The sequence below is a fragment of the Pseudomonas fluorescens genome (assembly GCF_902497745.1).
Lineage (GTDB): Bacteria > Pseudomonadota > Gammaproteobacteria > Pseudomonadales > Pseudomonadaceae > Aquipseudomonas > Aquipseudomonas fluorescens_BM.
Map to the genome: position 1 here is coordinate 78,726 of NZ_CABVHJ010000011.1, position 24,916 is coordinate 103,641.

Consider the following 24,916-nt stretch of genomic DNA (forward strand, 5'->3'; position numbering starts at 1 on the left):
GATGTTGATTTCAGTGCAAGCCCTGCGTGCGCTTGCCGCGTGGACGGTGGTCTGCCATCACTTCATGCAGATCTTCTTCGAATTTCAGGCACGTGGGCCCATCGGGCAGCTGTTCATCGACAAGGGCGCGGTGGGCGTCGATATCTTCTTTGTCATCAGCGGCCTGGTGATTTTCCTCTCGACCGAAAACAAACCGCTGCCGCCGGCGCGCTTTCTGCTTTACCGCCTGTTTCGCATCGTCCCGGCGTACTGGCTGTACACGCTGTTGATGGCACTGCTGGTGGTGTTCGCCCAGCCGTTGCTGCCGGATCAAACGGTGGACTGGGGCCATTTGCTGTTGTCGTTGCTGTTCATCCCGACTGAGAACCCCGGCGGCTACGGCTTCTATCCGACGCTGAATGTCGGCTGGACGCTGAATTACGAAATCCTGTTTTACGTGCTGTTTGCCTGGGCGTTGCTGTTCCGCCTGCAGGTGCGCCTGTTGGTGGTCGCGGCATTGCTGTTTGCAGTGAGTCAGGCGTGGACCGGGTTTGGCTGGATAAGCGAGTTTTACCGTTCGGACATCGTCTATGAGTTTCTGCTGGGGATCGGCATCGGCATGCTCTATCGCCGGGGCTGGATCGGTGCAGGACTGTGGCTGCCACTGGCGGCCATCGTCGTGGCGTTGCTAACGATTTATCACTTGGCGCCGGCGCCGAGACTGCTCAACTGGGGCGTGCCGAGTGCGGTGCTGGTGATGGCGTGTATCTCGCTTGAGCGTTATGTCGAGCGCAGCCGTGTGCTCAAACTGCTCGGCGATTGCTCGTATTCGGTGTACTTGATGCACGTTCTGGTGCTGTCGGTGGGTGGATTTATCGCGCGGCGCTACGGTGTCAACCCGTATCTGATGTTTGTCGTGTGCGCGCTGGCGATCGGCGTTGGCTCGTGGCTGAGCTACGAATGGGTGGAAAAACGCAGCTATCGCTGGCTCAAGGCTCGTGTTGATGACGAGCCCGACGAGAATCTTTCCCGACAAAAATACTAGGACTTTGTCCGGCGCAACGATTGGCGTAAACTGCGCCCAAGCCTGCGAGGAGTTTCCATGACCGCTATTACCATTACCGACGCCGCCCACGATTACCTGGCTGATCTGCTCTCCAAGCAGAACACCCCGGGCATCGGCATCCGCGTCTTCATCACCCAGCCTGGCACCCAGTACGCCGAAACCTGCATTGCCTACTGCAAGCCGGGCGAAGAAAAACCTGAAGACACCGCGCTGGGGCTGAAAAGCTTCACCGCTTATATCGATCACTTCAGCGAAGCGTTTCTCGACGACGCCGTTGTCGATTACGCCACCGACCGTATGGGCGGCCAGCTGACTATCAAGGCGCCAAACGCCAAAGTCCCGATGGTCAACGCCGACAGCCCGGTCAACGAGCGCATCAACTACTACCTGCAAACCGAAATCAACCCGGGGCTGGCCAGCCACGGCGGTCAGGTCAGCCTGATCGATGTGGTTGAAGACGGCATCGCCGTTCTGCAGTTCGGTGGCGGTTGCCAGGGCTGCGGCCAGGCGGACGTGACCTTGAAGGAAGGCATCGAGCGCACTTTGCTCGAGCGCATCCCTGAACTGAAGGGCGTTCGCGACGTGACCGACCATACGCAGAAAGAAAACGCCTACTACTAAGGTGTTCGCTGCGGACATGAAAAACGGCGCCCCGTGAGCGCCGTTTTTTTATGCCTGAAATTCAAGAAAGCCTTCGCGAGCAAGCTCGCTCCCACATTTGATCGCATTCCCAATGTGGGAGCGAGCCTGCTTGCGAAGTGGCCTTCAAGGGCGATAAAGGTGCGCATGCCCCGCGCGATACAGCGATGACTCGCTAAACACTTCACTGCCCAAAACCCGCCCGACCAGAATCAACGCCGTACGCCGAAAACCTTTGGCCTCAACCTTCCCGGCGATATCGGCCAGCGTCCCGACCACCCAATCCTGATCCGGCCACGTCGCCCGGTGAATGACCGCAATCGGGCAATCCGCGCCGTAATGCGGCAGCAGTTCCACCAGAATCTTCGGCAAATGGTTAACGCCCAGATGAATCGCCATGGTCGCGCCATGTTGCGCCAGGCTGCCCAGTTCCTCACCGGCCGGCATCGCGGTTTTATCGGCGTAGCGGGTCAGAATCACGCTTTGCGAGACGTCCGGCAACGTCAGTTCCGCACCGAGCAACGCGGCGCAGGCTGCCGTCGCCGTCACACCGGGAATGATCTCGAATGGAATATTCAGCTCGCGCAGATAGCGAATCTGCTCACCAATCGCGCCATACAGGCTCGGATCACCGGAATGCACGCGCGCCACATCATCACCGTTGGCGTGGGCGGTTTTGATCAATTCGATGATCTGTTCCAGATGCAATTCAGCGCTGTTGACCACCGTCTCGGCTTGATGGCCGTCGAGCACCGCCGCCGGCACCAACGAGCCTGCGTAGATAATCACCGGGCAGCTGCGGATCAGCCGCTGGCCTTTGACGGTGATCAATTCCGGGTCGCCGGGGCCGGCACCGATGAAGTAGACGGTCATGGTTGAATCCTGTGAAAAAGGGGCACGGCAATCGCTTCAGATGAAGATTGCTCATGATCGGTGGCGGGGATTATCGGGAATTTATGCCGCGCCGGCCAATGCGAAGGTGGCCTGAGCGTATTTTTGCCGGGAAATCAGCAGTTTTGCCGGTGCCTGAATCAGCTGTTCGGCAAGGGCCAGCGCGGCACTTTCGGCGACGCCATAGCAACCGGTCCGTTCGTAAGCGATCTCGGAACGGTGGCTGAGTCGTTCCTGATAACTGGCCAATTCTTCGCTGCTGAAGTACAGCAACGGCAGCGCCAACTGTGCGGCGAGTTCCTGTAGACCGGGCTCATCACGCTTCAGGTCGATACTGGCCAAGGCCTTGACCGCTTGCAGCTCAATCCGATGTGCCTGTAACGCCTGATCAAGTAACGCGCGCAGCGTGCTGGCCGGGCAGCCGCGCTGGCAGCCCAGGCCGACTACAAAGGTCGGCGCTGCGCTGTCATCGGTCATGCGTGGTATTGGCCATCGCTTTTGCGGCGGAACAACCAGGCGCTGATCAGGCCGAGGGCCAGCCAGAACACTACGTTGGTCAACTGCGAAGCGATTTTGAACTGGGCTTCCAATGCCTCGGGAGCGAGCATCGAATGCACTTCCGGCTGGGGTGCGCCGATTACGTGGGGCACAGCAAGGATGGCCACACCGAGGACTTTCATCAGCCAGTGACGGCTGAACGCGATCAACGACAGGCCGACCGCGGTCGACGCGGCCGTGCCGATCCACCACATCTGGCGTGAGGCCAGATCAGCAGCGGCAGTGCCCGGCAATTCAGGTGGCAGGCCCATCGTCGGTGCCAGTACGAATGTTGCGTAACCGGCCAGGCCCCAGAGCAGACCTTGCGAGGTTTTGGTTGGCGCGCGCAGGGTGTACAGGCCCGCGAGCATCAGGGCGAAACCCACCGCCACCACCAAATTGCCACCAGTGGTCGAGACCACACGCTGCCAGCCGTCTTCCGGCTCCCAAGCTTCAGCATCGTGGGTGTGCGCAGCGCTGCCGGCGGCGTGTTCATGAACTTCAGCGACCGGTTCGGCTTTCTCGAAGGTTTCCGCCTGAAGGATCAGCGGCGACACCCAGAAACTTTGCAGCAGAGTGAGGAGCAGGGCGGCCAGCAGACCAGTGAAACCTGCGGTTTGCGCAATACGCTTGATCATGTCGACAGGTCTCAGTGGCACGGGAACGCGGCGCTGTGGCGGGTATCGTGGGCGGCGTTGTGCACCGCTTCGATGTGCGAGAAACCGGCGAAGTAGACCAGGCTGGCGCCGAGGATCGACGCAAAGATCGCGGCGGCCAGGCGTTGGCTCAGGGTGGCGGTGCTGGAGATTTTGTCCGTGTTGCTGCCGGTGCTGCTGATGATCGACATGGCGCTTCCCTCTGGAGTGTCAGCGGGTGATTTGAGCGCATGAAGACCCCTGCGGGTCGGGCTCGCAGAGGTTCGAACAGCGCCCGCCCACCGCGGGTTTGTTATGTTCAGCGACGCACGAGGTGCGGGCTGTGTGTTGCGGGCCGGTCTCCGGGCTCACGAGGGGTTGGCGTCAGGCCGACCTGCAAGCGTCACCTTCCCATGCCGTACAGACACAGTGGTTTTGACGCTTCGCTCGCTTACCGTTGCGGGGGCAGCACCGGACTGACATGGCTCTGAGTAAAGCACATGATTCACCGGTTTCCCGTTTCACCCTGTGAAGGGCACCCGTAACAAGTTGTGTAGGAGAGCATGGGTTGGGGATTTTAGTCAATTTGGTGGGGGGCTGATCCGTTGCTGCGGGTGTTGCTGATTACGGTTTCGCCCTTACGGCGACTCACTTTTTTTCAAACGCCAAAAAAAGTAAGCAAAAAACGCTTGCTCCTGCGTGCGGCCCGCTCGCTGGGGCTCGGGGTTCCTTCGCTGCGGGATCGATCCGGGCGCAGCGTCTCCGGTTTGCTTCGCTGCACCTACTCCCGCTGTGTTTGGCTGCGCCAAACGGTCGCTGCGCTCCCACGCCCGGATCAATCCCTCCACTCAGCCTTCCGACGTCGCCCGTGGATCAAGATCAAGAGCAGGCGAGCTGACACTCGGCCTATTGAGTGGTGAAGAGCGCGGGTGTTCGGCTTTTGATTGCGTTGTTTGCTGCCCCTCACCCCAGCCCTCTCCCGAGGGAGAGGGAGCCGATTTTTGGGCTTTTCAAAGCTTGAGTTCAACTCGGTATCGCACGTCGGCGTATCTCTCCCAAACACCTCGGTCAGTCCCCTCTCCCTTGGGGAGAGGGCTAGGGTGAGGGGCTCTTGATCTTTTTTGTGATCTTTGCTTTTCAAAGCCTGAGTTCAACGCGGTATCGCACGTCGGCGTAGCTCTCCCAAACACCGCGATTAGTCCCCTCTCCCTCCGGGAGAGGGCTAGGGTGAGGGGCTCTTGATCTGGCTTTGGCTCTTGATCTGGCTTTTGATCTGGCTTTTTGCCCCTTCGGCAGGCCGAGCGTAGGTGTTCATCCGGGGTAGGCGCGCAGCGCCGTGCGGCGAAGCCGCATTCATCGAGAGGAGGTGCAGCGAAGCAAACCGTAGGCGATGCCCCCGGATGGACACCGTAGCGAGGGAACACTGAGCCTCAGCGAAGTGCCGTACGCCGGGGCAAAGCCTTTTGGGTTACCTTTTCGGCGTTTGGAAAAGGTGACTCGCTGTAAGAGCGAAACCGCCAGCGGCCGCACCCGCAGCAACGGATATGCCCCCAATCCAAAACCCCCAAAGCATTGACCCATAAGCAAGCCATGCGTAGCCTTGCGCTTTCGAGGTTCTTCGGCCGTTGCCGAAGCTAAGAAGGGAACGCGGTCAATGCCGCGGCTGCCCCCGCAACTGTGAACGGTGATGTTCGCTGCCACGCCACTGCCAGCTCAACCCATGAGCCAGCGGGAAGGCGCAGCCAACGCCAGGCCCAGCGCCTGAACACCGTCAGCCAGGAGACCTGCCTCGTCACAGATTCTCACTACAACCGGGCGGGGTGATCCGGTGGCGAACGCTTCCGGCGCGCACGCGCGTTGCCGGTTCTCGTCCCGTATGCCCGCCGCTTGCCAAAGGGCATACCGATGAAAACACTGGCCAAACTCCCCGTCACCATCGTCACCGGCTTCCTCGGCTCGGGCAAAACCACGCTGCTGCGGCACATGCTCGATAACGCTCAGGGCCGTCGCATCGCGGTGATCGTCAACGAGTTTGGCGAGTTGGGCATCGACGGTGAAATCCTCAAACAGTGCACCATCGGCTGCACCGAAGAAGAAGCCACCGGCCGCGTTTACGAACTGGCCAACGGCTGCCTGTGCTGCACCGTTCAGGAAGAGTTCTTCCCGGTGATGCGTGAACTGGTCGCACGTCGCGGTGACCTCGACCACATCCTTATCGAAACCTCGGGCCTGGCCCTGCCGAAACCACTGGTGCAAGCCTTCCAGTGGCCGGAAATCCGCAGCGCCTGCACCGTTGACGCGGTGATCACCGTGGTCGACAGCCCGGCAGTGGCCGCTGGCACCTTCGCGGCGTTCCCGGATCAAGTCGATGCGCAGCGCAAACTCGACCCGAACCTCGATCACGAATCGCCGCTGCACGAACTGTTCGCCGACCAACTGGCCAGCGCTGACCTGGTGATCCTGAACAAGGCCGACCAGACCAGCCCGGAAGACCTCGCTCGCGTCCGCGCTGAAGTCGCCGAAGAATTGCCGCCAGCGGTGAAAATCATCGAAGCCAGCAACGGCCGTCTGCCACTGGACGTGTTGATCGGCCTCGGCGCCGGTTCCGAAGAACACATCGACAGCCGCCACAGCCATCACGACCATCATCACGGTGAAGGCGATGACGATCACGATGACCACGATCACGACGCCTTCGATTCAATCTCCATCGAACTGCCGCAAGCCGACGAAAGCCTGCTGCTCGACGCGCTGACGCAACTGGTGGTCAAGCACGGCATCTTGCGCGTGAAGGGCTTTGCGGCCATTCCAAACAAGCCAATGCGCCTGCTGATCCAAGGCGTCGGCACGCGTTTCGACAAGCATTTCGACCGTCAGTGGGGCGCCGAGGAAGCGCGCGTCACCCGTCTGGTATTGATCGGTCAGGAACTCGACGCCGCCCAACTCGAAGCGCAACTGCGCGCCGCGCTCAGCGTTTAAACCATGCATCTGCTCAGGACCCAGCCCGGCGGTTTCGTCTCGGATGACAACATTGCCGACCTTGGCCAAACCCCCGCCGAGTTGGTGATCCTGTGCAGCGGAGATTCCAGCCTGGCGCTGCTCGCCGAAGCCGCGCAGCAGTTGCCGGAAGATTACCCGAGCCTGCGTCTGGCCAATCCGATGCAGGTGCAGAATCACGCCTCAGTCGATCTCTACGTCGACGAAGTGCTGCGTCACGCCAAGGTGATTCTGATCTCGCTGCACGGCGGCATTGCCTATTGGCGTTATGGCGTCGAGCGCTTGGTCGAGCTTTCCGAACGCGGCGTGCAGGTGATTCTGGTGCCGGGCGATGACCGTCCCGATCCGGAGCTCAGCGACTTGAGCACCGTCAACGCCGAGGATCGCGACCGCCTCTGGCAATTCCTGCGGCAGGGCGGCCTGGGCAATGCGCTGGATTTCTTCCGCTGCCTGGCTGATCGTTGGCTCGCCCGCGATTACGCTTGGGAAGAACCGCAAACCCTGCCGCGCACGGCGATCTACCACCCGAACAAAACCAGCGCAGCACTGAGTGACTGGCAAGCCGAATGGCTGCCGGAAAACCCGGTGGCGGCGGTGCTGTTCTACCGCTCGCACCTGCAAGCGGCGAACACCGCGTTCATCGATGTTTTCTGCCAGCGCTTGCAGGCGGCCGGGCTTAATCCGCTGCCGATCGCCGTGGCCAGTCTGAAAGAACCCGGCTGCCTGGCGGTGGTCGAGGATTGGCTGGACGAAGTCGAGGCCGGGGTGATTTTGAACACCACCGGTTTCGCCCAGTCCAGCCCGGAAGCGCCGCATTTACGGCCGTTTCGCCGCAACATTCCAGTGATTCAGGCGATCTGCGCGCAGGACAACGAACCCGGCTGGCGCGACAGCGAGCAGGGCCTCGGCCCGCGCGATCTGGCGATGCACATTGCCTTGCCGGAACTCGACGGGCGCATCATCAGTCGGCCGATCAGTTTCAAGGATCTGGCCTGGCGCAGCGAGCGCAGTCAGTCCGATGTGGTCTGCTACCGCGCGCAACCCGAGCGCATGGATTTTGTCGCTGAACTGGCGCGGCGCTGGATCGATCTGGCGCGGGTGTCGAATGGCGAAAAACGCATCGCGCTGATCCTCGCCAACTACCCGACCCGCGACGGACGCATCGGCAACGGCGTCGGCCTCGACACTCCGGCAGCGGCGCTGAACATCCTGCGCGCGTTGCAGGCTGAGGGCTATCCGCTCACCGCTGAACTGCCGATTAGCGGCACCGAGTTGATCCAGCAATTGCTCGGCGGCGTCAGCAACGATCTCGACACGATTGATCTGCGCCCGTGCCAGCAAAGCCTGGCGATGGACGCGTACCTGACGATGTTCAATGCGCTGCCCGAGGCCAATCGCGCCGCCGTTGTCGAACGCTGGGGCCCGCCGCAAAACGATCCGATGTGCCGTGACGGGCGCATGATGATCGCCGGCATTCGCTTCGGTCTGACCTTCGTCGGCATCCAGCCGGCGCGCGGTTATCAGGTTGATCCAAGCGCGGTGTATCACGACCCCGATCTGGTGCCGCCGCACGGTTATCTGGCGTTCTATTTCTGGTTGCGCAACACCTACGGCGCGCACGGCGTGATTCACGTCGGCAAGCACGGCAACCTCGAATGGCTGCCGGGCAAAGGCGTGGGCCTTTCGGAAAACTGCTGGCCGGACGCGTTGCTCGGGCCGCTGCCGAACATCTATCCGTTTATCGTCAACGACCCGGGCGAGGGCGCCCAGGCCAAACGGCGTACGCAAGCGGTGATCATCGACCACCTGATGCCGCCGCTGACCCGCGCCGAAACCTACGGCCCGCTGCGCAATCTGGAGCTGCTGGCCGACGAATATTACGAAGCGCAACTGCTCGATCCGCGTCGTGCCCGCGAGTTGCAGCGCGACATTCTGCAATTGGTGCGCGAGACGCAGATCGACCGCGAACTGCAACTCGATGCCGGGCTGGACAGCGACGCCGATGCGGCGATCTGGTTGCCGCGCCTCGATACCTATTTGTGTGATCTGAAGGAATCGCAGATTCGCGATGGCTTGCACATTTTTGGCGAGTCGCCGACCGGGCGTTTGCGCATTGATACGTTGCTGGCGTTGTTGCGTATTCCGCGCGGAGACGGGAAGGGCGCGCAGTCGAGTCTGCTGCGAGCACTGGCCAAAGCATTCGAACTGGGTTTCGATCCGCTCGATTGTGCACTGGCCGATCCATGGACAGGCCCGCGCCCGCTAGAGCTGCAATCTCAAATCGACGAGGTTTGGCGCACCGCCGGCGACACCCGCGAACGTCTTGAACTGTTTGCCACACAGCTGATTTTCCAAGCTTTGCACGATCCATGTGGGAGCGAGCTTGCTCGCGAAGGCGTCGTGTCAGCCAGCACTTCATTCACTGACACACAGCTTTCGCGAGCAAGCTCGCTCCCACAGGGACCTCGGTGGTCTGAAGTCAGTGCAATCATCGACCATCTGCGCGAAGTCGTCGCCCCGCGCCTGGACGCCTGCGGCCCCGCTGAAATGCGCGGCCTGCTCGACGCCCTCAGCGGTCGTTTCGTCCCCGCCGGCCCGAGCGGCGCGCCCAGTCGTGGTCGCCTCGACGTGTTACCGACCGGCCGTAATTTCTACTCGGTCGACGTGCGCAATCTGCCGACCACTACCGCGTGGCGCATCGGTTTCCAGTCAGCAACGTTGATTCTTGAGCGTCACCTGCAGGACCACGGCGATCACCTGCGCCAACTGGGCCTGTCGGTCTGGGGCACCGCGACCATGCGCACCGGCGGCGACGACATCGCCCAGGCCATGGCGTTGATGGGTGTGCGCCCGGTGTGGGCCACTGGCAGTCAGCGTGTCGATGATTTCGAGATTCTGCCGCTGAGCCTGCTCGATCGCCCTCGTGTCGACGTCACGCTGCGGGTTTCCGGATTCTTCCGCGATGCCTTCGCCAATCTGATTCGCCTGTTCGACGCCGCCGTGCAAGCCGTTGCTGCGCTGGATGAACCGGACGACCTCAACCCGTTGGCCGCGAAAGTCCGCGCCGAGCGCGAGGCTCTGCTGCAATCGGGTCTTGATGAAGAAACGGCGCGGCGTCAGGCCGGTTGGCGAATCTTCGGGGCCAAGCCCGGTGCCTACGGTGCGGGCGTGCAGGGCGCCATCGACGGTCGTTTGTGGCAGAGCCGCGAGGATCTGGCCGAGGTTTATCTGAACTGGGGCGCTTACGCCTACGGTGGTTCCGACGACGGCACTGCTGCGCGTGAGCAGTTCGTGCAGCGCCTGAGTCAGGTGCAAGCGGTGTTGCAGAATCAGGACAATCGCGAGCACGACTTGCTCGATTCCAACGACTACTACCAATTCCAGGGCGGCATGCTCGCCGCCGTGGAAACCCTGCGCGGCGAAGCGGCGGCCAGTTATCACGGCGATCACAGCCAGCCGGATCTGCCGAAGATTCGCACCTTGAAAGAAGAGCTGAACCGGGTCATTCGCTCGCGGGCGGCTAATCCGAAATGGATCGACGGGGTCAAGCGACACGGCTATAAAGGCGCGTTCGAACTGGCGGCGACGGTTGATAACCTGTTTGCGTTTGACGCTACCACGCAGTTGATCGATGACCACCAGTATGCGTTGTTGGCGGATGCCTATTTGCTCGACCCGGCGACTCGGGAGTTTGTGCGCGAGCATAATCCGCATGCGCTGAGGGATATGACGGAGCGCATGCTTGAGGCACAGCAGCGCGGGATGTGGCAGGAACCGGGGGCTTATAAAGAGGCGCTGGAAAATCTGCTGCTGGATATTGAGGAAGATATGTAGCCGCTCAAAAGCTACCCTCACCCCAGCCCTCTCCCGAAGGGAGAGGGGGCCGATCTATGTTGCTGTCAAAACTTGAGCTCGGCTCGATATATCAGGTCGGCGTACCTTGAAAGAACACCTCGGTCAGTTCCCTCTCCCTCTGGGAGAGGGCTAGGGTGAGGGCCATCCCAACTGACACACCACAATGCCAAGAACACCAATGACCACGACAGAGAAAACCCAAATGACCGACACCCCGCATTTCCCGCTCTCCGCCGTGGTCGGCGCCGATGACTTGAAACTCGCCCTGTGCCTCACCGCCATCGACCCGAAAATCGGCGGCGTGTTGATCGAAGGCCCGCGTGGCATGGCCAAATCCACCCTGGCCCGTGGCCTGGCCGATCTGCTCGCCAGTGGTCAATTTGTCACCTTGCCGCTGGGCGCTACCGAAGAACGTCTGGTCGGCACCCTCGACCTCGACGCTGCCCTCAGCGAGGGGCGGGCGCAGTTTTCGCCGGGCGTACTGGCCAAGGCTGACGGCGGTGTGCTCTACGTCGATGAAGTCAATCTGCTGCCTGATCACCTTGTCGACCTGCTGCTCGATGTCGCCGCCAGCGGCACCAACCTGATCGAGCGCGACGGTATTTCCCATCGGCATTCGGCGAAGTTCGTACTGATCGGCACCATGAATCCGGAAGAGGGCGAGTTGCGCCCTCAGTTGCTCGACCGCTTCGGCTTGAACGTCGCCCTCAGTGGCCACACGGCACCGACCGAACGCGGACAGATCATTCGTCGGCGACTGGATTTCGACAGCGATCCGCAAGCGTTCTGTGCGCAGTGGGAAGCTGAGCAACAAGCCCTGCGTACTCGCTGCGAAACCGCTCGCGTTGCCTTGGTCAACATAGCGCTGGACGACGTGTCGCTGGCACAGATTACCGAGCGTTGTTTTGCCGCCGGGGTCGATGGTCTGCGTGCCGATCTGGTCTGGTTACGCGCCGCTCGTGCCCACGCTGCATGGCGCGGGGCTGCGGTGATTGGCGAAGAAGATATCGACGCCGTGGCCGAGTTTGCCCTGCGCCATCGTCGTCGTGAGCAACCGGCATCGAGCCCTCAACAGTCAGCACAATCGCCCGCAGAGGCTCAGGCTTCGCCGAGTGAAGGGCAGGGCCAGTGGGGCGACATGCCGGCGCCCGCGCTCGCCACGGGCGCGCGCCGCGAAGTGCCGAGCTGGCCAAAAAAGCTTTAGGCATTCGCCCCCGGTCCGACGCGGGGGCGAATGCCAGACCCCGCGCCGGATGGCTGGACAACGGACGCCAAGGCAAGCGTCATGTCGCTCGCAGCGGTATGGTGAACTGGCCGGGCACGTTGCTCAACGGGCGTCCTCAGGGGCGTGAAGATCTGCTGTTTCAACTGCGCACACGCTCGCCGCATGAACTGTGGCTGGTGGTCGTCGATGCGTCGGCCTCGACACGGCGCCATCAGGCTTTGAGCGATGCCAAAGGCCTGCTCGCGCAACTGTTCGATGACGCTTATGGCCAACGTGCGCGCCTGGCGTTGTTGACGGCCAGTGGCTCGGCGCCGAAATGGCAGGTGCAAGGGTTGAAGGCGTCCAGCGGTTTGCATGCCTGGCTGGAGGCGTTGGGCGCTGGCGGTGGCACACCGTTGCTGGTGGCGCTGGTGCAGGCCGAGCAATGGTTGGCGGTGCGGCGCAAGCGTTTTCCTGCCGAGCAGCAGCGGTTGCTGGTGGTGACCGATGGGCGTTTGAAACAGTGGTCAGGATTGCCGGCACTGGCGTGTCCGGGCTTGTTGATCGACATCGAGCGTGGGCCGATCCGGTTGGGGCGGGCGCGGGATCTGGCTTCAGCGTTGGGATCCGAATATCGACACATTGATGAGCTGATTTCTCTCTAACCTTTTCGGCGATTGTTCTACCGTCTTCGCGAGCAGGCTCGCTCCCACCTTGGAATGCGTTCAACTGTGGGAGCGAGCCTGCTCGCGAAGGCATCGACTCGGTACCCGGTCAGGAACATCAAAACCCGCATCCCTGCTCTATGCTGCACCCAGCCCAATCACAAGGAGTGAGCGATGCGCGTACTGGTCAAAAACCCCGCAGAGGATTTCCGCGTCAAAGCCTACGCTGGCACCAACGGCGTGCTGCTGGCCATGGATCTGGCCGAGCCTCGGCGCAAGGGACTGTTGGGTTTTGCCATCGAAAAGCAGCAGGGCAGCAAACCCTGGTTGTTCCTGTTCAACAGCCTGACGTTTCCCGCAAAGGCTCACACGTTCCCCCAATTCCACGCCACACCGAGCGATACCGCCCCGCTGCAGAAATTTCGCTGGGCTGATTACGCGGTCAATCCGGGCATGACCCTTCACTATCGTGTGCACCTGGCCTACGGCTCTGCCGATGCCGTGCAGTTGGGCGAATCGCTGGAGCTGACGATCACCTCCGATGACGGTCATCCGCACAATCAAAGTGTGATTTTCAATCGCGCCGTCGCTGCCAGTCAGGCATTCCAGCGCAAGTTTCCCGATCTCGACGCGCAGATCAGCGCCAATAAAAACATGCCCATCGAAGCCTGGCCCGATGCGGCCCGTCAGTGGCTGGAAAACGGCTTGCTCGGGCGCTTGCTGGGTTTTATCGAGCGTGCCGTCGATGAGCAATGGGCGCTGGACATTGCCATCTATGAATATCAATTGCAGGCGATCATCGATGCGGTGAACGCGGCATTCGCGCGGGGCGTAAAGGTGCGGGTGCTGTATCACGCGCGGCTGGATGACGAAGACACCACGATCAACCAAGCGAGTCTGGCGGCGCTGCCGCTCGCGAGCAAACGCGGGCGGGTGACCCATAACATCTTTCACAACAAGTTCATCGTTCTGAGTCGCGTCGATGGCGGCGGCGAGCATCAGCCTGCAGCGGTGCTGTGTGGCAGTACCAACTTCACCGCCAACGGGATCTATCGTCAGGCCAATGTGGTGCATGTCCTGGACGAGGAATCGGTTGCTGCCAGTTATCTGCAAACGTTCGAGCAGATCTGGGTACAGCCGGATGATGTCGGTGTAACCCGCGACTGGGTCACCGAACACAACCCGATGAATGCGCAACAGCCGTTATTCGTCGGTTTTTCACCGCGTACCGGCGGGGCTGACCTGAAAGCGTTCGTTGAGATCATCAGCGCGGCAAAAAAGGACGTGCTGTTCGTCACCGCGTTCTCGCTGCCGGACGCGATTCTTAACGCGTTACTCGGCCAGCCGCACGATGACATTCTGCGTTATGGCCTGCAGAACACCGCCAGTCGCATCAGCGGATTCCACGCCGACCGCAGCGCCGAATTCGCCGCCACCGCGCTGCTCAATACCGGGCTGGAAGGCTGGCTGCGCGAGAACATGAAAGGCCAGAAAGGCAATCTGCTGGTGCACACCAAAGCGGTGGTTACTGACTTCACCACAGACACTCCGACCATCATCAGCGGCAGCCACAATCTCAGCGCTTCGGCCAGCAATGGCAATGATGAAAACTACCTGATCATTCGCGGCGATACCGATCTGGCCGACCGCTATGGTCTGGAATTGCTGCGGTTCTACGAGCATTACCGCTTTCGTTATTTCGCGAAGAAACTGGCGTTGAAACAGGTGAGTCCATTGGCGGCGGATGACAGTTGGACTAACGATTACTACGTCGAAGGGGATTTACGGCAGTTGTCGCGTTTGCGTTTTGCCGGCCGTTGACACCGTACTGTAGGAGCTGCCGCAGGCTGCGATCTTTTGATTTTAATTGTAAAAAACAAGATCAAAAGATCGCAGCCTTCGGCAGCTCCTACAGAGGTATTCGGTGCTGATTACAGATTTTGAAATGATTTGCCGCTGTAGGAAATGTTCCCAAAGCCTGTACGCTCCAAGGCCATTTTTCATTCAGGATCTACATGAACACCCTCTCGGAGCCTCCCAGTTTCAGCTTCCCTTCGCGCCATGGCGCGGTCTTGACGCACTCGCAACATCCAGTTTTCCGACACCCGACTATCGTTGCTAACGCGGCCCCAGAGCCTTTGCGTTGCGCTTTGCCGTGTCCGGCAGCCTGAATCAATCGAGAGAGATAGAGACGTTTTATGGAATGGTTAGCGGATCCCACGGCCTGGTTAGGCTTGTTGACTTTGATCGTGCTGGAACTGGTGCTGGGTATCGACAACCTGGTGTTCATCGCAATCCTCGCGGATAAATTGCCACCGCATCAGCGCGACCGTGCGCGGATTATCGGCCTGTCGCTGGCGCTGATCATGCGCTTGGGCCTGTTGGCAAGTATTTCCTGGCTGGTGACCCTCACGCAGCCGTTGTTCGAGGTGTTCGACAAGAGCTTCTCCGGCCGTGACCTGATCATGCTGTTCGGTGGTGTGTTCCTGTTGTTCAAAGCCACCATGGAGTTGCACGAACGCCTTGAAGGTCACGTCGGCGAACGCACGACCAACAGCGCTTATGCCTTGTTCTGGCCGATCGTCGCGCAGATCGTGGTACTCGACGCGGTGTTCTCGCTGGATGCGGTGATTACCGCCGTGGGCATGGTCGATGAACTGGCGGTGATGATGATCGCGGTGATCATCTCGATTGGCTTGATGATCGTTGCCAGCAAGCCGCTGACGCGTTTCGTCAATGCACACCCGACGGTGATCATGCTGTGTCTGGGCTTCCTGATGATGATCGGTTTTGCCCTGACGGCCGAAGGTCTGGGCTTCCACATTCCGAAAGGTTATCTGTACGCCGCCATCGGTTTCTCGATTCTGATCGAGGTGTTCAACCAGATCGCCCGGGCACGCCGCAAACGTTCGATGCAAGGCCTGCGACCGATACGCGAACGCACGGCTCACGCGGTCATGCGCTTGCTGGGCGGGCGCAAACTGGCGGCGGAAGAAGTCGGCGAGGAAATCTCCGACCTGCTCGACGACGGTGACGCGCCGAGTGCCGAACTGTTCGACCGTCGCGAGCGGGTGATGATCAGCGGTGTGCTGCAACTCGCCGAGCGGCCGATTCGCGGGCTGATGACCGTGCGCGCCGATGTCGACACGGTTGATCTGGCCGATGACCGCGAGGCGATTCGTACCCGCTTGATGCACTCGTCCTATTCGCGTCTGCCATTGATTCGCAACGGTGCGGTGGATGAGCCGTTGGGCTTCGTGCACAAGAAGGAACTGCTCAAAGAGTACCTGGCCGGCACCGAGCCGAATCTGGAACATCTGGCGCGCAAGACCATCAACTTGCTCGACAGTTATTCGATCCTCAACGCACTGGAGCAGATGCGCGCTGCGTCGACGCACATTGCTTTTGTGGTCAACGAATTTGGTGATTTTGTCGGCGTGTTGACCATGACCGACATCCTCGAATCGATTGCCGGTGAGTTGCCGGATGCCAGCGAAATCGAAGGCCCGGATGTCGTCGAGGAGCAGGGCGGGTTTATGGTCAGCGGTGCGCTGAACCTGGCGCGGGTGCGCCAACGCACCGGGTTTGGCGCCAGGCCGACCGAGGACTATCAGACCATGGCCGGGTTGGTGATGAGCCTTCTGGATCGTCTCCCGGTCATAGGTGATCGTCTGGAACTTGAAGGCTGGCACATGACGGTCAAAGCCGTGGAAGAGCGGCGGGTGACGCGGGTGCTTTTGGAGCGCGCGCCAGCGTAATCCTGGAGTTCTCTACTAACTGCGCTGGCCTCTTCGCGAGCCTGCTCGCGAATGCTTTGGTTCAAGCACCGCAGTATTCACTGATGAAAAGTGTAGCGATCCTTCCTGTTCCCACCCAAGTGCGAGAAATATCAGATTCTTCATGTCCAACTCTCCCTGAGATTTTTGGGTAATGCTGCTGCGAAACCTTCAGCCAGCCCGTTCAGCAGTGACTCCTCAGGCACGTACGCGAAACTGTGCGCAAAGTGCGAAGTGTCTGACGCAGCCAAAGCAGATCATGTGTTCGTTTGCGGGGCGCAGCAGGCGCTTTGGTCTTGCCGATATGCTCGGCGAAATCCCGTGCGAGGGTTTCTTCGGTGCCGATGCCTTTGAGTTTTTTCACCAGTCTGCCGTTCTTGTAAAACAGCACGGTGGGCGTGCCGGTGACCAGCGGGTGGCGCGGGGACTCGCTGGTATTGAGCATGTAGATATTGGCGCGCTGCCGGTATGGCTCGGCCGTCTGGCGAAAGATCGGCCCGGCCCATTCGCAGGCGGGGCAATGTTCGTTGGCGAAATACAGGATTACCGGGCGCCAGGTTTTCAGCGCTTTGCGGTAAGTGGAGGGTAACTTGGAGCAGTCGGCAATCGCGTCCATGGAAAACCTTCTTGTGTTCATATCTGGAAAAGAAAGCGGTTCACTGATGGACAGCAAGCCGCTTTCAGGTATCAAGGCTTCACACGGATTCGCGCAATAGCTCCAAGTCGTCGAAGTAGGCACCTTTCCCGCCGATCACCCCATCGTCCGCCTGCAACTTGACGATAAGTTTGAGAGTGCCTGCTTGTACCGTGAAGTTTTTCTCAGCAACGAACCAATCTTCCCCACCGCCGGCGTGAAGAAGATCAAACTTCTCCCCACTGGGAACCGTCTCCACCGAAACTTTACTACCGAAACCATCCTCGGTTTTCAACTTCGCGCTCAGCTTGAACATCCCCCCATTACCGATGATGACGTCCTGAGTGATGTAATCCTCCAAGCCGATCAGGCAGTAGCCCGACTCATAAAACACATTGTCGGGATTGGACGCTGTCCATTCATTGCCTTCTTGGGAAAAGTCGCCGTTCTTGATCAAGTTAGCCATTTCAAAGTTCCTTTCTGATATCAGGGTCAGTTGACGCTGCGCCAAATGGGCGCACTGAGCGATTAGGCGACTTGTATCGCGAGTCGGCAACTGTCAGATCTGACAGGTGGAGCGTTAAATCCGATGAGCGGTCGCTGTGATGCCGGAGGGCAAACATCGAGCGGCGCACCCCGATGTGGCATTCCTTCCCAGAAAGGTAGCGTTCCGTAGCGCGGCCGAAAAAGCCAAGCGCGGAAGGAGGCTGCGTTCGTCTCTCTTAACCCAATGAATTCAATGAATTTTCAAAGCTTGCACGATTTACATCCAATCCTGTGGCACACTTTCTGCTGTCTATTCCGTAGTAACAAACCGTGTTCCGGTATAGCGGAATAAACACAATTCTGGAGTGCTTGCCATGCATCGCCGTCCTTCGTTGTTCAAAGCGTGTGTTCTTGTTCTTGCGGCTTCGTCCGCTGTCATGGGTATGGCCCAGGCAGCCGACAGCAAGCTCGACAGTGTTCTGGCCCGTGGCAAGTTGATCGTGGGCACCGGCAGCACCAATGCGCCGTGGCACTTTCAGGGCGCGGACGGCAAGTTGCAGGGCTTCGATATCGACATCGCGCGGATCGTCGCCAAAGGTCTGTTCAACGACCCGAGCAAAGTCGAGTTCGTGGTGCAGTCGTCCGATGCGCGGATTCCCAATCTGCTCACCGACAAGGTCGACATGAGTTGCCAGTTCATCACCGTCACCGCCAGCCGTGCGCAGCAAGTGGCGTTCACCCTGCCGTACTACCGCGAAGGGGTCGGCCTGTTGCTGCCGAACAACAGCAAGTACAAGGAAATCGAAGACCTGCAAGCCGCCGGCGACAGCGTCACCGTGGCCGTGCTGCAAAACGTCTACGCCGAAGAGTTGGTGCATCAGGCATTGCCCAAAGCCAAAGTCGATCAGTACGACAGCGTCGACCTGATGTATCAAGCGGTGAACTCCGGCCGCGCCGATGCCGCCGCCACTGACCAGTCCTCGGTCAAATACCTGATGGTGCAGAACCCTGGCCGCTACCGCAGCCCAAGCTATGCGTGGAGCCCGCAAACCTACGCGTGTGCGGTTAAACGCGGCGATCAGGACTGGCTGAACTTCGTCAACACCGCACTGCATGAAGCCATGACCGGCGTTGAATTCCCGACTTACGCGGCGTCGTTCAAACAGTGGTTCGGTGTTGATCTGCCGTCGCCCGCCATCGGTTTCCCAGTCGAATTCAAATGATCCCGTGAGAGTGGGGCGATTAAAGTCGCCCCGCTCAAGGTACTGCTGACCATGAACTATCAGTTGAACTTTGCCGCCGTGTGGCGCGATTTCGACACCTTGCTGGCGGGGCTCGGTCTGGGTCTTGAACTGGCCTTGGTGTCGATCGCCATCGGCTGCGTGATCGGCCTGCTGATGGCGTTTGCCTTGCTTTCCAAGCATCGCGCCTTGCGGGTGCTGGCCTCGGTGTATGTCACGGTGGTCCGTAACACGCCGATTCTGGTGTTGATTCTGTTGATCTACTTTGCGCTGCCGAGTCTGGGGATTCGGCTGGACAAGATCCCGTCGTTCATCATCACCCTGTCGCTGTATGCCGGGGCATACCTGACCGAAGTGTTCCGCGGTGGTTTGCTGAGCATCCCCAAAGGTCAGCGCGAAGCCGGGCTGGCGATCGGTCTCGGCGAGTGGCAGGTCAAGGCGTACGTCACCGTGCCGGTGATGTTGCGCAACGTCTTGCCGGCGCTGTCGAACAACTTCATCTCGCTGTTCAAGGACACCTCGCTGGCCGCCGCAATTGCAGTCCCGGAGCTGACCTATTACGCGCGCAAGATCAACGTCGAGAGCTACCGGGTGATTGAAACCTGGCTGGTGACCACGGCGTTGTATGTCGCGGCCTGTTACCTCATTGCCATGCTGCTGCGATACCTCGAGCAGCGTCTGGCGATCCGCCGATAGGAGGCTGCGATGTACGAATCTCCCAGTTGGTTACATGAATTGTGGGTCGCGCGTGAGCCGCTGTGGCAGGGCTTTTTGACCAGTGTGCAAGTATCGGCCCTGGCGATTCTGCTCGGCACGATGCTTGGCGTGGTCGCCGGGCTGGTGTTGACCTATGGCAAATTCTGGATGCGCGCGCCGTTTCGTTTTTACGTCGACCTGATTCGCGGCACACCGGTGTTTGTGCTGGTACTGGCCTGCTTCTACATGGCACCGGCGCTGGGCTGGCAGATCAGCGCGTTTCAGGCCGGCGCCTTGGGCCTGACGCTGTTCTGCGGCTCCCACGTTGCCGAGATTGTTCGTGGTGCGCTGCAAGCTCTGCCGCGTGGGCAGATGGAGGCGAGCAAAGCCATCGGCCTGACCTTTTACCAATCTCTCGGTTACGTGCTGCTGCCTCAGGCACTGCGGCAGATCCTGCCGACCTGGGTCAACTCGTCCACCGAAATCGTCAAGGCCTCGACCTTGCTCTCGGTGATCGGCGTCGCCGAATTGCTCCTCAGCACGCAACAGATCATCGCCCGGAACTTCATGACCCTGGAGTTCTACCTGTTCGCCGGTTTTCTGTTCTTCGTCATCAACTTCGGCATCGAGTTACTCGGCCGGCACATTGAAAAACGGGTGGCTCTGCCATGACTCAAGCTCAAGTTTCTTCACAGCCTCAGGCGTTGCTGGACATCCGTGGCCTGCACAAACAGTACGGCACAGTCGAAGTGCTCAAGGGTGTCGATCTGAGCATGCAGCGCGGCAACGTGGTGACGCTGATCGGCTCCAGCGGTTCGGGCAAGACCACGCTGCTGCGTTGCGTGAACATGCTCGAGGAATTCCAGGGCGGGCAGATCCTGCTCGACGGTGAATCCATCGGCTATGACGAGGTCAACGGCAAGCGTGTGCGCCACGCGGAAAAAGTCATCGCCCGCCATCGTGCGATGACCGGCATGGCGTTCCAGCAATTCAACCTGTTCCCGCATCTGACCGCGTTGCAAAACGTCACCCTGGGTTTGCTCAAGGTGAAGAAAATGCACAAGGACGAAGCCGTCGCCCTCGCGGAAAAATGGCTGGAGCGCGTCGGTTTGCTGGAGCGGCGCAATCACTTTCCCGGTCAGTTGTCCGGCGGTCAGCAACAGCGCGTGGCGATTGCCCGGGCGATTGCGATGAACCCGAGCCTGATGCTCTTCGACGAAGTCACTTCCGCCCTCGACCCGGAACTGGTCGGCGAAGTGCTCAACGTGATCAAGGGCCTGGCTGAGGACGGCATGACCATGTTGCTGGTGACCCACGAAATGCGTTTTGCCTTCGAGGTCTCGGACAAAATCGTTTTCATGAATCAGGGGCGGATCGAGGAGCAGGGGCCTCCCAAGGATCTGTTCGAGCGCCCGCAATCGCCGCGTCTGGCGGAATTTCTCAAAAGCACGCGGTTTTGACTTTTCACATTTTCAATCAGGAGAAACACCCATGAGCATTACGCGTTACGGCACCGGCAGCACCGCCGCTGGCGGCCAGCCACGTCCCTTCGCTCGCGCCGTTGAAGCGGACGGCTGGCTGCACGTTTCCGGCCAGGTACCGGCGGTGGATGGCGAGATTATTGTCGGCGGCATCGTCGAGCAGACTCACCAGACCATGAAGAACCTGATCGCGATTCTCGAAGAGGCCGGTTATGGCCTGGAAGATGTGGTACGTGCCGGCGTGTGGCTGGACGATCCGCGTGATTTCAGCAGTTTCAATAAGGTTTTTGGCGAGTACTTCAAACCGGAACATGCACCGGCGCGCGCCTGTGTGCAGGCAAGCATGATGGTTGATTGCAAGGTCGAGATCGACTGCATTGCGTACAAGAAAAAGGCTTGAAAATTGCTGCGTTGCTTAGGCCACAGCCCCTCACCCTAACCCTCTCCCAAGGGAGAGGGGACTGATCTGTATCGATGCGGATTTTGCGTATGACGCTTACATTTACATCGATACGGTCAGGCTCCCTCTCCCTCCGGGAGAGGGCGGGGGGTGAGGGCAGCAATCCAACTGACACAACACCAAGGGCCAGTTACCATCCGGCGACTTTGAATGGGATCCACTGAAATGACCGAAGACACCATCAAGCGCCGGGCCCGCGGTCTGGACCGGGCGTTCGATATCCTCGATTTCCTCAAGGAAATCGGCCAGCCGCTGCGTCCGAACGACATCGCCAACGGCATCGGCAGCCCGAAATCCACCGTCTACGAACTGGTCGCTGCGCTGCTGGAACGACGGATTCTGGAACCGGTTGGCAAGGACGGTCACGTCTATCTGGGCCGGCAGTTGTACTTTCTCGGTCAGGCGCACTTGCGTCACTTCGACCTCAGCCGTGAGGCCGATCACGCCTTGCAGGAGATCGTCAGCCAGACCCGTGAAACCGCGCAGATGTGCCTGCTCAACGGCCGTAAATACACGGTGGCGTTGATGAAGGAGGGCGAGCGGCATTTCCGTATTTCCTCCGACATCGGTGAAAACGCGCCGATCCCGTGGACGGCTTCCGGGCGTCTGTTGCTCGCACACCTGAGCGATCAGCAGATCATCGACCTGATCGACGAGGACGATTACATCCTGCCCGACGGCGAGCGTTTGCCATTGGAGCGTTTTCTCGCCGAAATCCGTCAGGCCGGCATCGATGGATTCTTTTCCTTCGACAGCGTTGCCGACACCTTTACCCATTGCTTCGCCGCCCCGGTCAAAGACCCCAGCGGTGTCGCCATTTGCACCTTGTGCATCGTCGCCCCTCGGGCCGATGCGAAGAACAATTACCACGACTATCGCCGGGTTCTGATCGAGAGCGCCAACAGCCTCGCCCGGCGCATCAACGAATAACCGCGGCTGCCTGCGGCCGCGAAAGTGAGGAGTTCGAACATGACGACTGCCATCAATACCGCTGTGGAAAAGGGCGACGCGGCCATTGGCGCGCACCTGACGCGTGACGTCAGCCTGCCGGCGCTGGTGCTGCACCGCGAAGCGCTGGAGCACAACATCCGCTGGATGCAGAAGTTTGTCAGCGACAGCGGCGCGGAACTCGCGCCCCACGGCAAAACCAGCATGACCCCGGCACTGTTCAAGCGTCAGCTCGACGCCGGCGCGTGGGGCATCACCCTCGCCAGCGCGACCCAGACCCAGGCTGCTTACGCCCATGGCGTGCGCCGCGTGCTGATGGCCAACCAATTGGTCGGCACGCCGAACATGGCGATGATTGCCGATCTGCTGGCCGATCCGTCGTTCGATTTCTATTGCATGGTCGATCACCCGGACAACGTTGCCGATCTCGGTGCCTACTTCGCCTCGCGTGGAGTGAAGCTCAACGTGATGATCGAATACGGCGTCGTTGGCGGACGTTGTGGTTGCCGCAGCGAGCAGGAAGTCATCGAACTGGCCAAGGCGATCAACGCGCAACCGGCGCTGGCCCTGACCGGTATTGAAGGTTACGAAGGGGTGATTCACGGCGATCACGCGGTCAGCGGGATTCGTGAGTTTGCTGCATCCTTGGTGCGTCTGGCGGTGCAGTTGCAGGACAGCGGCGCGTTCGCCATCGCCAAACCGATCATCACCGCCTCGGGTTCGGCATGGTACGACCTGATTGCTGAATCGTTCGAAGCGCAGAACGCTGCCGGGCGTTTCCTCAGCGTGTTGCGCCCGGGCAGTTACGTGGCGCACGACCATGGCATCTACAAAGAGGCGCAGTGCTGCGTGCTCGACCGCCGCAGTGATCTTCACGAAGGTTTGCGTCCAGCGCTGGAAGTCTGGGCGCATGTGCAGTCGTTGCCGGAGCCGGGCTTTGCGGTGATTGCGCTGGGCAAACGCGACGTGGCGTACGATGCCGGTTTGCCGGTGCCGCTGCTGCGTTACAAGGCCGGCGTGGTGCCGGCGCTGGGCGAGGACGTCGGTGCGTGCAAGGTCACGGCGGTGATGGATCAGCACGCATTCATGACGGTGGCACCGGGCGTTGAATTGCGCGTTGGCGACATCATTTCCTTTGGTACGTCGCATCCGTGCCTGACGTTCGACAAGTGGCGTGTGGGGCTGTTGGTGGATGAACAACTGTCGGTGATCGAGAGCATGGAGACTTGTTTCTAAAGCTTGAGACCGAGTCGCGGCCATTCGCGAGCAGGCTCGCTCCCACACTTGGAATGCATTCCCCTGTTGGAGCGAGCTTGCTCGCGAAGGCGCCAGTCCCGACACCATCGATCAACCAGAGACAGCACAAGATGAATACCCTCAGCCTTTTGGGCCCGAACATTCCACGTATCGCCCTGATCGGCGAATGCATGATCGAACTGCAGCAACGCGCCGACGGCAGCCTGCAGCAAAGCTTCGGCGGCGACACCCTGAACACCGCGGTGTACCTGTCCCGCGCGATGGGCGACAAGGCCCAGGTCGATTACGTCACCGCGCTGGGCGATGACAGCTTCAGCGATGCCATGTGCCGGATATGGACCAGCGAAGGCATTGGTCTGGATCTGGTGCAGCGTCTGCCGGGTCGCTTGCCGGGCCTGTATTGCATCCAGACCGATGCCAGCGGCGAGCGGCGTTTTCTCTACTGGCGCAATGAAGCGGCGGTTCGCGACTGTTTCACCACACCGGCCGCCGAGCCGATTCTGGCGGCGCTGCCGGATTACGACGTCTTGTATTTCAGCGGTATCACCTTGGCCGTTCTCGGTGCATCGGGCCGGGAAAAACTGATCCAGACGCTGATCGAAGCGCGCCAGCGTGATGCGCGCATCGTCTTCGACAACAACTACCGGCCGCGTTTGTGGGCCTCGGTGGAAGGCGCGCGCGACGCCTATCGCAGCGTGTTGCCCTACGTTGATCTGGCGCTGCTGACGGTGGAGGACGAGCAGGCGCTGTTCGGTTTCGCCGATTGCGCGGCGGTGTTTGCCGCTTACGGGCAATTCGGCACGCCGGAAGTAGTGCTCAAGCGGGGCGCCGAGGCGTGTCTGATTCGCTGTGATGGAGAGACATTTGAAGTGCCGGCGCAGAAGGTCGAGAAGGTGGTGGACACCACGGCGGCGGGGGATTCGTTCAGTGCGGCGTATCTGGCCAGTCGCTTGCTCGGCGCAAGTCCGGCTGAGGCTGCCGAGGCCGGGCACTTGCTGGCAAGCAAGGTGATTCAGGTGCCGGGGGCATTGATTCCCAGACCCTGAAATGCAATCCCTGTAGGAGCTGCCGAAGGCTCGGGCCGCGATCGGACGATCTTTTGATCTTGATGTTACAAAACAAGATCAAAAGATCGCAGCCTCGTTTCACTCGACAGCTCCTACAGGAAAGCGGTGTTTAATCGCGGTAAAACACCTGCACCAGGTGATACCCGAACTTGCTCTTGATCGGCCCATGCACGGTGCGCAGCGGTTTCTTGAAAATCACCGCATCAATCGCCCCGACCATTTGCCCCGGCCGCACTTCACCCAGATCGCCGCCGCGCTTGCCGGACGGGCAGGTGGAAAATTTCTTCGCCAGCACATCGAACGCTTCACCCTTGGCGATGCGTTGTTTGAGCTGTTCGGCCTCTTCGGCGGTTTTCACCAGAATGTGGCGGGCTTGGGCTTTCATCGTGCGGTACCTGATAA

At 60.2% G+C, this 24,916-nt stretch carries 23 protein-coding genes and 2 riboswitches; of the genes, 16 read left to right on the top strand and 7 right to left on the bottom strand.

The window, feature by feature from the left end:
• Position 1: 1 nt before the first annotated feature.
• Both F8N44_RS18065 and nfuA read left to right on the top strand, forming a co-directional pair.
• A complete protein-coding gene (locus tag F8N44_RS18065) occupies positions 2 to 1,024 on the top strand; it encodes an acyltransferase family protein (protein WP_150651240.1) in 1,023 nt (340 codons plus the stop codon).
• A gap of 57 nt (positions 1,025 to 1,081) precedes the next feature.
• Positions 1,082 to 1,666, top strand: coding sequence for a Fe-S biogenesis protein NfuA (gene nfuA, locus F8N44_RS18070; protein WP_007912592.1), 585 nt, complete (start codon positions 1,082 to 1,084; stop codon positions 1,664 to 1,666).
• Between the two features lie 144 nt (positions 1,667 to 1,810).
• On the opposite strand, the gene cobM is transcribed toward nfuA, so the two are convergent.
• The 4 genes from cobM to F8N44_RS18090 all read right to left on the bottom strand — a co-directional run bounded on the left by cobM (position 1,811) and on the right by F8N44_RS18090 (position 3,959).
• Entirely contained in the window at positions 1,811 to 2,557 is a 747-nt protein-coding gene (gene cobM, locus F8N44_RS18075; protein ID WP_150651241.1) for a precorrin-4 C(11)-methyltransferase, read from the bottom strand.
• Positions 2,558 to 2,638: 81 nt separating this feature from the next.
• Positions 2,639 to 3,052 carry a cobalamin biosynthesis protein gene (locus F8N44_RS18080; protein ID WP_150651242.1) on the bottom strand — a complete coding sequence of 138 codons (414 nt, stop codon included), beginning with the start codon at positions 3,050 to 3,052 and terminating at the stop codon, positions 2,639 to 2,641.
• On the bottom strand, positions 3,049 to 3,750 hold the full coding sequence (locus F8N44_RS18085) for a CbtA family protein (RefSeq protein ID WP_150651243.1): 702 nt from the start codon (positions 3,748 to 3,750) through the stop codon (positions 3,049 to 3,051). Before F8N44_RS18085 ends, F8N44_RS18080 begins: the two co-directional genes overlap by 4 nt.
• Positions 3,751 to 3,761: 11 nt before the next feature.
• Complete coding sequence (locus F8N44_RS18090) at positions 3,762 to 3,959, bottom strand: CbtB domain-containing protein (RefSeq protein ID WP_110719158.1); 198 nt, start codon at positions 3,957 to 3,959, stop codon at positions 3,762 to 3,764.
• A gap of 123 nt (positions 3,960 to 4,082) precedes the next feature.
• A riboswitch (cobalamin riboswitch) is annotated at positions 4,083 to 4,305 on the bottom strand.
• A gap of 1,036 nt (positions 4,306 to 5,341) precedes the next feature.
• A riboswitch (cobalamin riboswitch) is annotated at positions 5,342 to 5,554 on the top strand.
• A 98-nt stretch (positions 5,555 to 5,652) separates the two neighbouring features.
• Here F8N44_RS18090 and cobW point away from each other — a divergent pair.
• The 6 genes from cobW to F8N44_RS18125 all read left to right on the top strand — a co-directional run bounded on the left by cobW (position 5,653) and on the right by F8N44_RS18125 (position 16,226).
• Complete coding sequence (gene cobW / locus F8N44_RS18095; protein ID WP_016984348.1) at positions 5,653 to 6,726, top strand: cobalamin biosynthesis protein CobW; 1,074 nt, start codon at positions 5,653 to 5,655, stop codon at positions 6,724 to 6,726.
• 3 nt (positions 6,727 to 6,729) lie between these two features.
• Complete coding sequence (gene cobN / locus F8N44_RS18100; protein ID WP_150651244.1) at positions 6,730 to 10,578, top strand: cobaltochelatase subunit CobN; 3,849 nt, start codon at positions 6,730 to 6,732, stop codon at positions 10,576 to 10,578.
• A 223-nt stretch (positions 10,579 to 10,801) separates the two neighbouring features.
• The gene (locus F8N44_RS18105) at positions 10,802 to 11,803 is read left to right on the top strand and encodes an ATP-binding protein (protein ID WP_150651245.1); all 1,002 of its coding nucleotides are present in this window, start codon (positions 10,802 to 10,804) and stop codon (positions 11,801 to 11,803) included.
• Positions 11,728 to 12,468, top strand: coding sequence for a vWA domain-containing protein (locus F8N44_RS18110; RefSeq protein ID WP_191630916.1), 741 nt, complete (start codon positions 11,728 to 11,730; stop codon positions 12,466 to 12,468). Before F8N44_RS18105 ends, F8N44_RS18110 begins: the two co-directional genes overlap by 76 nt.
• 174 nt (positions 12,469 to 12,642) lie before the next feature.
• Positions 12,643 to 14,289, top strand: a complete 1,647-nt coding sequence (locus F8N44_RS18115) for a phospholipase D-like domain-containing protein (protein WP_150651246.1) — start codon at positions 12,643 to 12,645, stop codon at positions 14,287 to 14,289.
• 377 nt (positions 14,290 to 14,666) lie between these two features.
• Positions 14,667 to 16,226, top strand: a complete 1,560-nt coding sequence (locus F8N44_RS18125) for a TerC family protein (protein WP_150651247.1) — start codon at positions 14,667 to 14,669, stop codon at positions 16,224 to 16,226.
• 202 nt (positions 16,227 to 16,428) lie between these two features.
• Here the strand turns inward: F8N44_RS18125 and F8N44_RS18130 are convergent, their stop codons facing one another.
• Together F8N44_RS18130 and F8N44_RS18135 are read right to left on the bottom strand one after the other, a co-directional pair.
• Positions 16,429 to 16,860: a thioredoxin family protein gene (locus F8N44_RS18130; protein WP_150651248.1), complete on the bottom strand. Its 432-nt coding sequence runs from the start codon at positions 16,858 to 16,860 to the stop codon at positions 16,429 to 16,431.
• A gap of 79 nt (positions 16,861 to 16,939) precedes the next feature.
• Positions 16,940 to 17,344, bottom strand: a complete 405-nt coding sequence (locus F8N44_RS18135; protein WP_150651249.1) for a hypothetical protein — start codon at positions 17,342 to 17,344, stop codon at positions 16,940 to 16,942.
• Positions 17,345 to 17,738: 394 nt separating this feature from the next.
• Here F8N44_RS18135 and F8N44_RS18140 point away from each other — a divergent pair, with 394 nt between their 5' ends.
• The 8 genes from F8N44_RS18140 (at position 17,739) to F8N44_RS18175 (ending at position 24,493) form a co-directional block, all read left to right on the top strand.
• Complete coding sequence (locus F8N44_RS18140) at positions 17,739 to 18,587, top strand: transporter substrate-binding domain-containing protein (RefSeq protein WP_134177514.1); 849 nt, start codon at positions 17,739 to 17,741, stop codon at positions 18,585 to 18,587.
• A 51-nt stretch (positions 18,588 to 18,638) separates the two neighbouring features.
• Positions 18,639 to 19,301 (top strand): amino acid ABC transporter permease, encoded by a 663-nt coding sequence (locus tag F8N44_RS18145; protein WP_003225455.1) that lies wholly within the window; start codon positions 18,639 to 18,641, stop codon positions 19,299 to 19,301.
• 9 nt (positions 19,302 to 19,310) lie between these two features.
• Positions 19,311 to 19,973 (top strand): amino acid ABC transporter permease, encoded by a 663-nt coding sequence (locus F8N44_RS18150; protein WP_150651250.1) that lies wholly within the window; start codon positions 19,311 to 19,313, stop codon positions 19,971 to 19,973.
• Positions 19,970 to 20,761, top strand: coding sequence for an amino acid ABC transporter ATP-binding protein (locus F8N44_RS18155; RefSeq protein ID WP_150651251.1), 792 nt, complete (start codon positions 19,970 to 19,972; stop codon positions 20,759 to 20,761). Before F8N44_RS18150 ends, F8N44_RS18155 begins: the two co-directional genes overlap by 4 nt.
• A gap of 31 nt (positions 20,762 to 20,792) precedes the next feature.
• Positions 20,793 to 21,182: a RidA family protein gene (locus tag F8N44_RS18160; protein WP_007912330.1), complete on the top strand. Its 390-nt coding sequence runs from the start codon at positions 20,793 to 20,795 to the stop codon at positions 21,180 to 21,182.
• 225 nt (positions 21,183 to 21,407) lie between these two features.
• Positions 21,408 to 22,172, top strand: coding sequence for an IclR family transcriptional regulator (locus F8N44_RS18165; RefSeq protein ID WP_150651252.1), 765 nt, complete (start codon positions 21,408 to 21,410; stop codon positions 22,170 to 22,172).
• Positions 22,173 to 22,211: 39 nt separating this feature from the next.
• Entirely contained in the window at positions 22,212 to 23,426 is a 1,215-nt protein-coding gene (locus tag F8N44_RS18170) for an amino acid deaminase (protein WP_150651253.1), read from the top strand.
• 131 nt (positions 23,427 to 23,557) lie between these two features.
• Positions 23,558 to 24,493, top strand: a complete 936-nt coding sequence (locus F8N44_RS18175; RefSeq protein WP_150651254.1) for a sugar kinase — start codon at positions 23,558 to 23,560, stop codon at positions 24,491 to 24,493.
• A gap of 130 nt (positions 24,494 to 24,623) precedes the next feature.
• Here F8N44_RS18175 and F8N44_RS18180 read toward each other — a convergent pair whose 3' ends face one another.
• Positions 24,624 to 24,899 (bottom strand): peptidylprolyl isomerase, encoded by a 276-nt coding sequence (locus tag F8N44_RS18180; protein WP_007912322.1) that lies wholly within the window; start codon positions 24,897 to 24,899, stop codon positions 24,624 to 24,626.
• Positions 24,900 to 24,916: the final 17 nt, after the last annotated feature.

Coding starts and splice junctions, on each gene's coding strand:
- F8N44_RS18065 (WP_150651240.1), top strand. CDS start 2: ATGTTGATTTCAGTGCAAGCCCTGCGTGCGCTTGCCGCGTGGACGGTG.
- nfuA (WP_007912592.1), top strand. CDS start 1,082: ATGACCGCTATTACCATTACCGACGCCGCCCACGATTACCTGGCTGAT.
- cobM (WP_150651241.1), bottom strand. CDS start 2,557: ATGACCGTCTACTTCATCGGTGCCGGCCCCGGCGACCCGGAATTGATC.
- F8N44_RS18080 (WP_150651242.1), bottom strand. CDS start 3,052: ATGACCGATGACAGCGCAGCGCCGACCTTTGTAGTCGGCCTGGGCTGC.
- F8N44_RS18085 (WP_150651243.1), bottom strand. CDS start 3,750: ATGATCAAGCGTATTGCGCAAACCGCAGGTTTCACTGGTCTGCTGGCC.
- F8N44_RS18090 (WP_110719158.1), bottom strand. CDS start 3,959: ATGTCGATCATCAGCAGCACCGGCAGCAACACGGACAAAATCTCCAGC.
- cobW (WP_016984348.1), top strand. CDS start 5,653: ATGAAAACACTGGCCAAACTCCCCGTCACCATCGTCACCGGCTTCCTC.
- cobN (WP_150651244.1), top strand. CDS start 6,730: ATGCATCTGCTCAGGACCCAGCCCGGCGGTTTCGTCTCGGATGACAAC.
- F8N44_RS18105 (WP_150651245.1), top strand. CDS start 10,802: ATGACCGACACCCCGCATTTCCCGCTCTCCGCCGTGGTCGGCGCCGAT.
- F8N44_RS18115 (WP_150651246.1), top strand. CDS start 12,643: ATGCGCGTACTGGTCAAAAACCCCGCAGAGGATTTCCGCGTCAAAGCC.
- F8N44_RS18125 (WP_150651247.1), top strand. CDS start 14,667: ATGGAATGGTTAGCGGATCCCACGGCCTGGTTAGGCTTGTTGACTTTG.
- F8N44_RS18130 (WP_150651248.1), bottom strand. CDS start 16,860: ATGGACGCGATTGCCGACTGCTCCAAGTTACCCTCCACTTACCGCAAA.
- F8N44_RS18135 (WP_150651249.1), bottom strand. CDS start 17,344: ATGGCTAACTTGATCAAGAACGGCGACTTTTCCCAAGAAGGCAATGAA.
- F8N44_RS18140 (WP_134177514.1), top strand. CDS start 17,739: ATGCATCGCCGTCCTTCGTTGTTCAAAGCGTGTGTTCTTGTTCTTGCG.
- F8N44_RS18145 (WP_003225455.1), top strand. CDS start 18,639: ATGAACTATCAGTTGAACTTTGCCGCCGTGTGGCGCGATTTCGACACC.
- F8N44_RS18150 (WP_150651250.1), top strand. CDS start 19,311: ATGTACGAATCTCCCAGTTGGTTACATGAATTGTGGGTCGCGCGTGAG.
- F8N44_RS18155 (WP_150651251.1), top strand. CDS start 19,970: ATGACTCAAGCTCAAGTTTCTTCACAGCCTCAGGCGTTGCTGGACATC.
- F8N44_RS18160 (WP_007912330.1), top strand. CDS start 20,793: ATGAGCATTACGCGTTACGGCACCGGCAGCACCGCCGCTGGCGGCCAG.
- F8N44_RS18165 (WP_150651252.1), top strand. CDS start 21,408: ATGACCGAAGACACCATCAAGCGCCGGGCCCGCGGTCTGGACCGGGCG.
- F8N44_RS18170 (WP_150651253.1), top strand. CDS start 22,212: ATGACGACTGCCATCAATACCGCTGTGGAAAAGGGCGACGCGGCCATT.
- F8N44_RS18175 (WP_150651254.1), top strand. CDS start 23,558: ATGAATACCCTCAGCCTTTTGGGCCCGAACATTCCACGTATCGCCCTG.
- F8N44_RS18180 (WP_007912322.1), bottom strand. CDS start 24,899: ATGAAAGCCCAAGCCCGCCACATTCTGGTGAAAACCGCCGAAGAGGCC.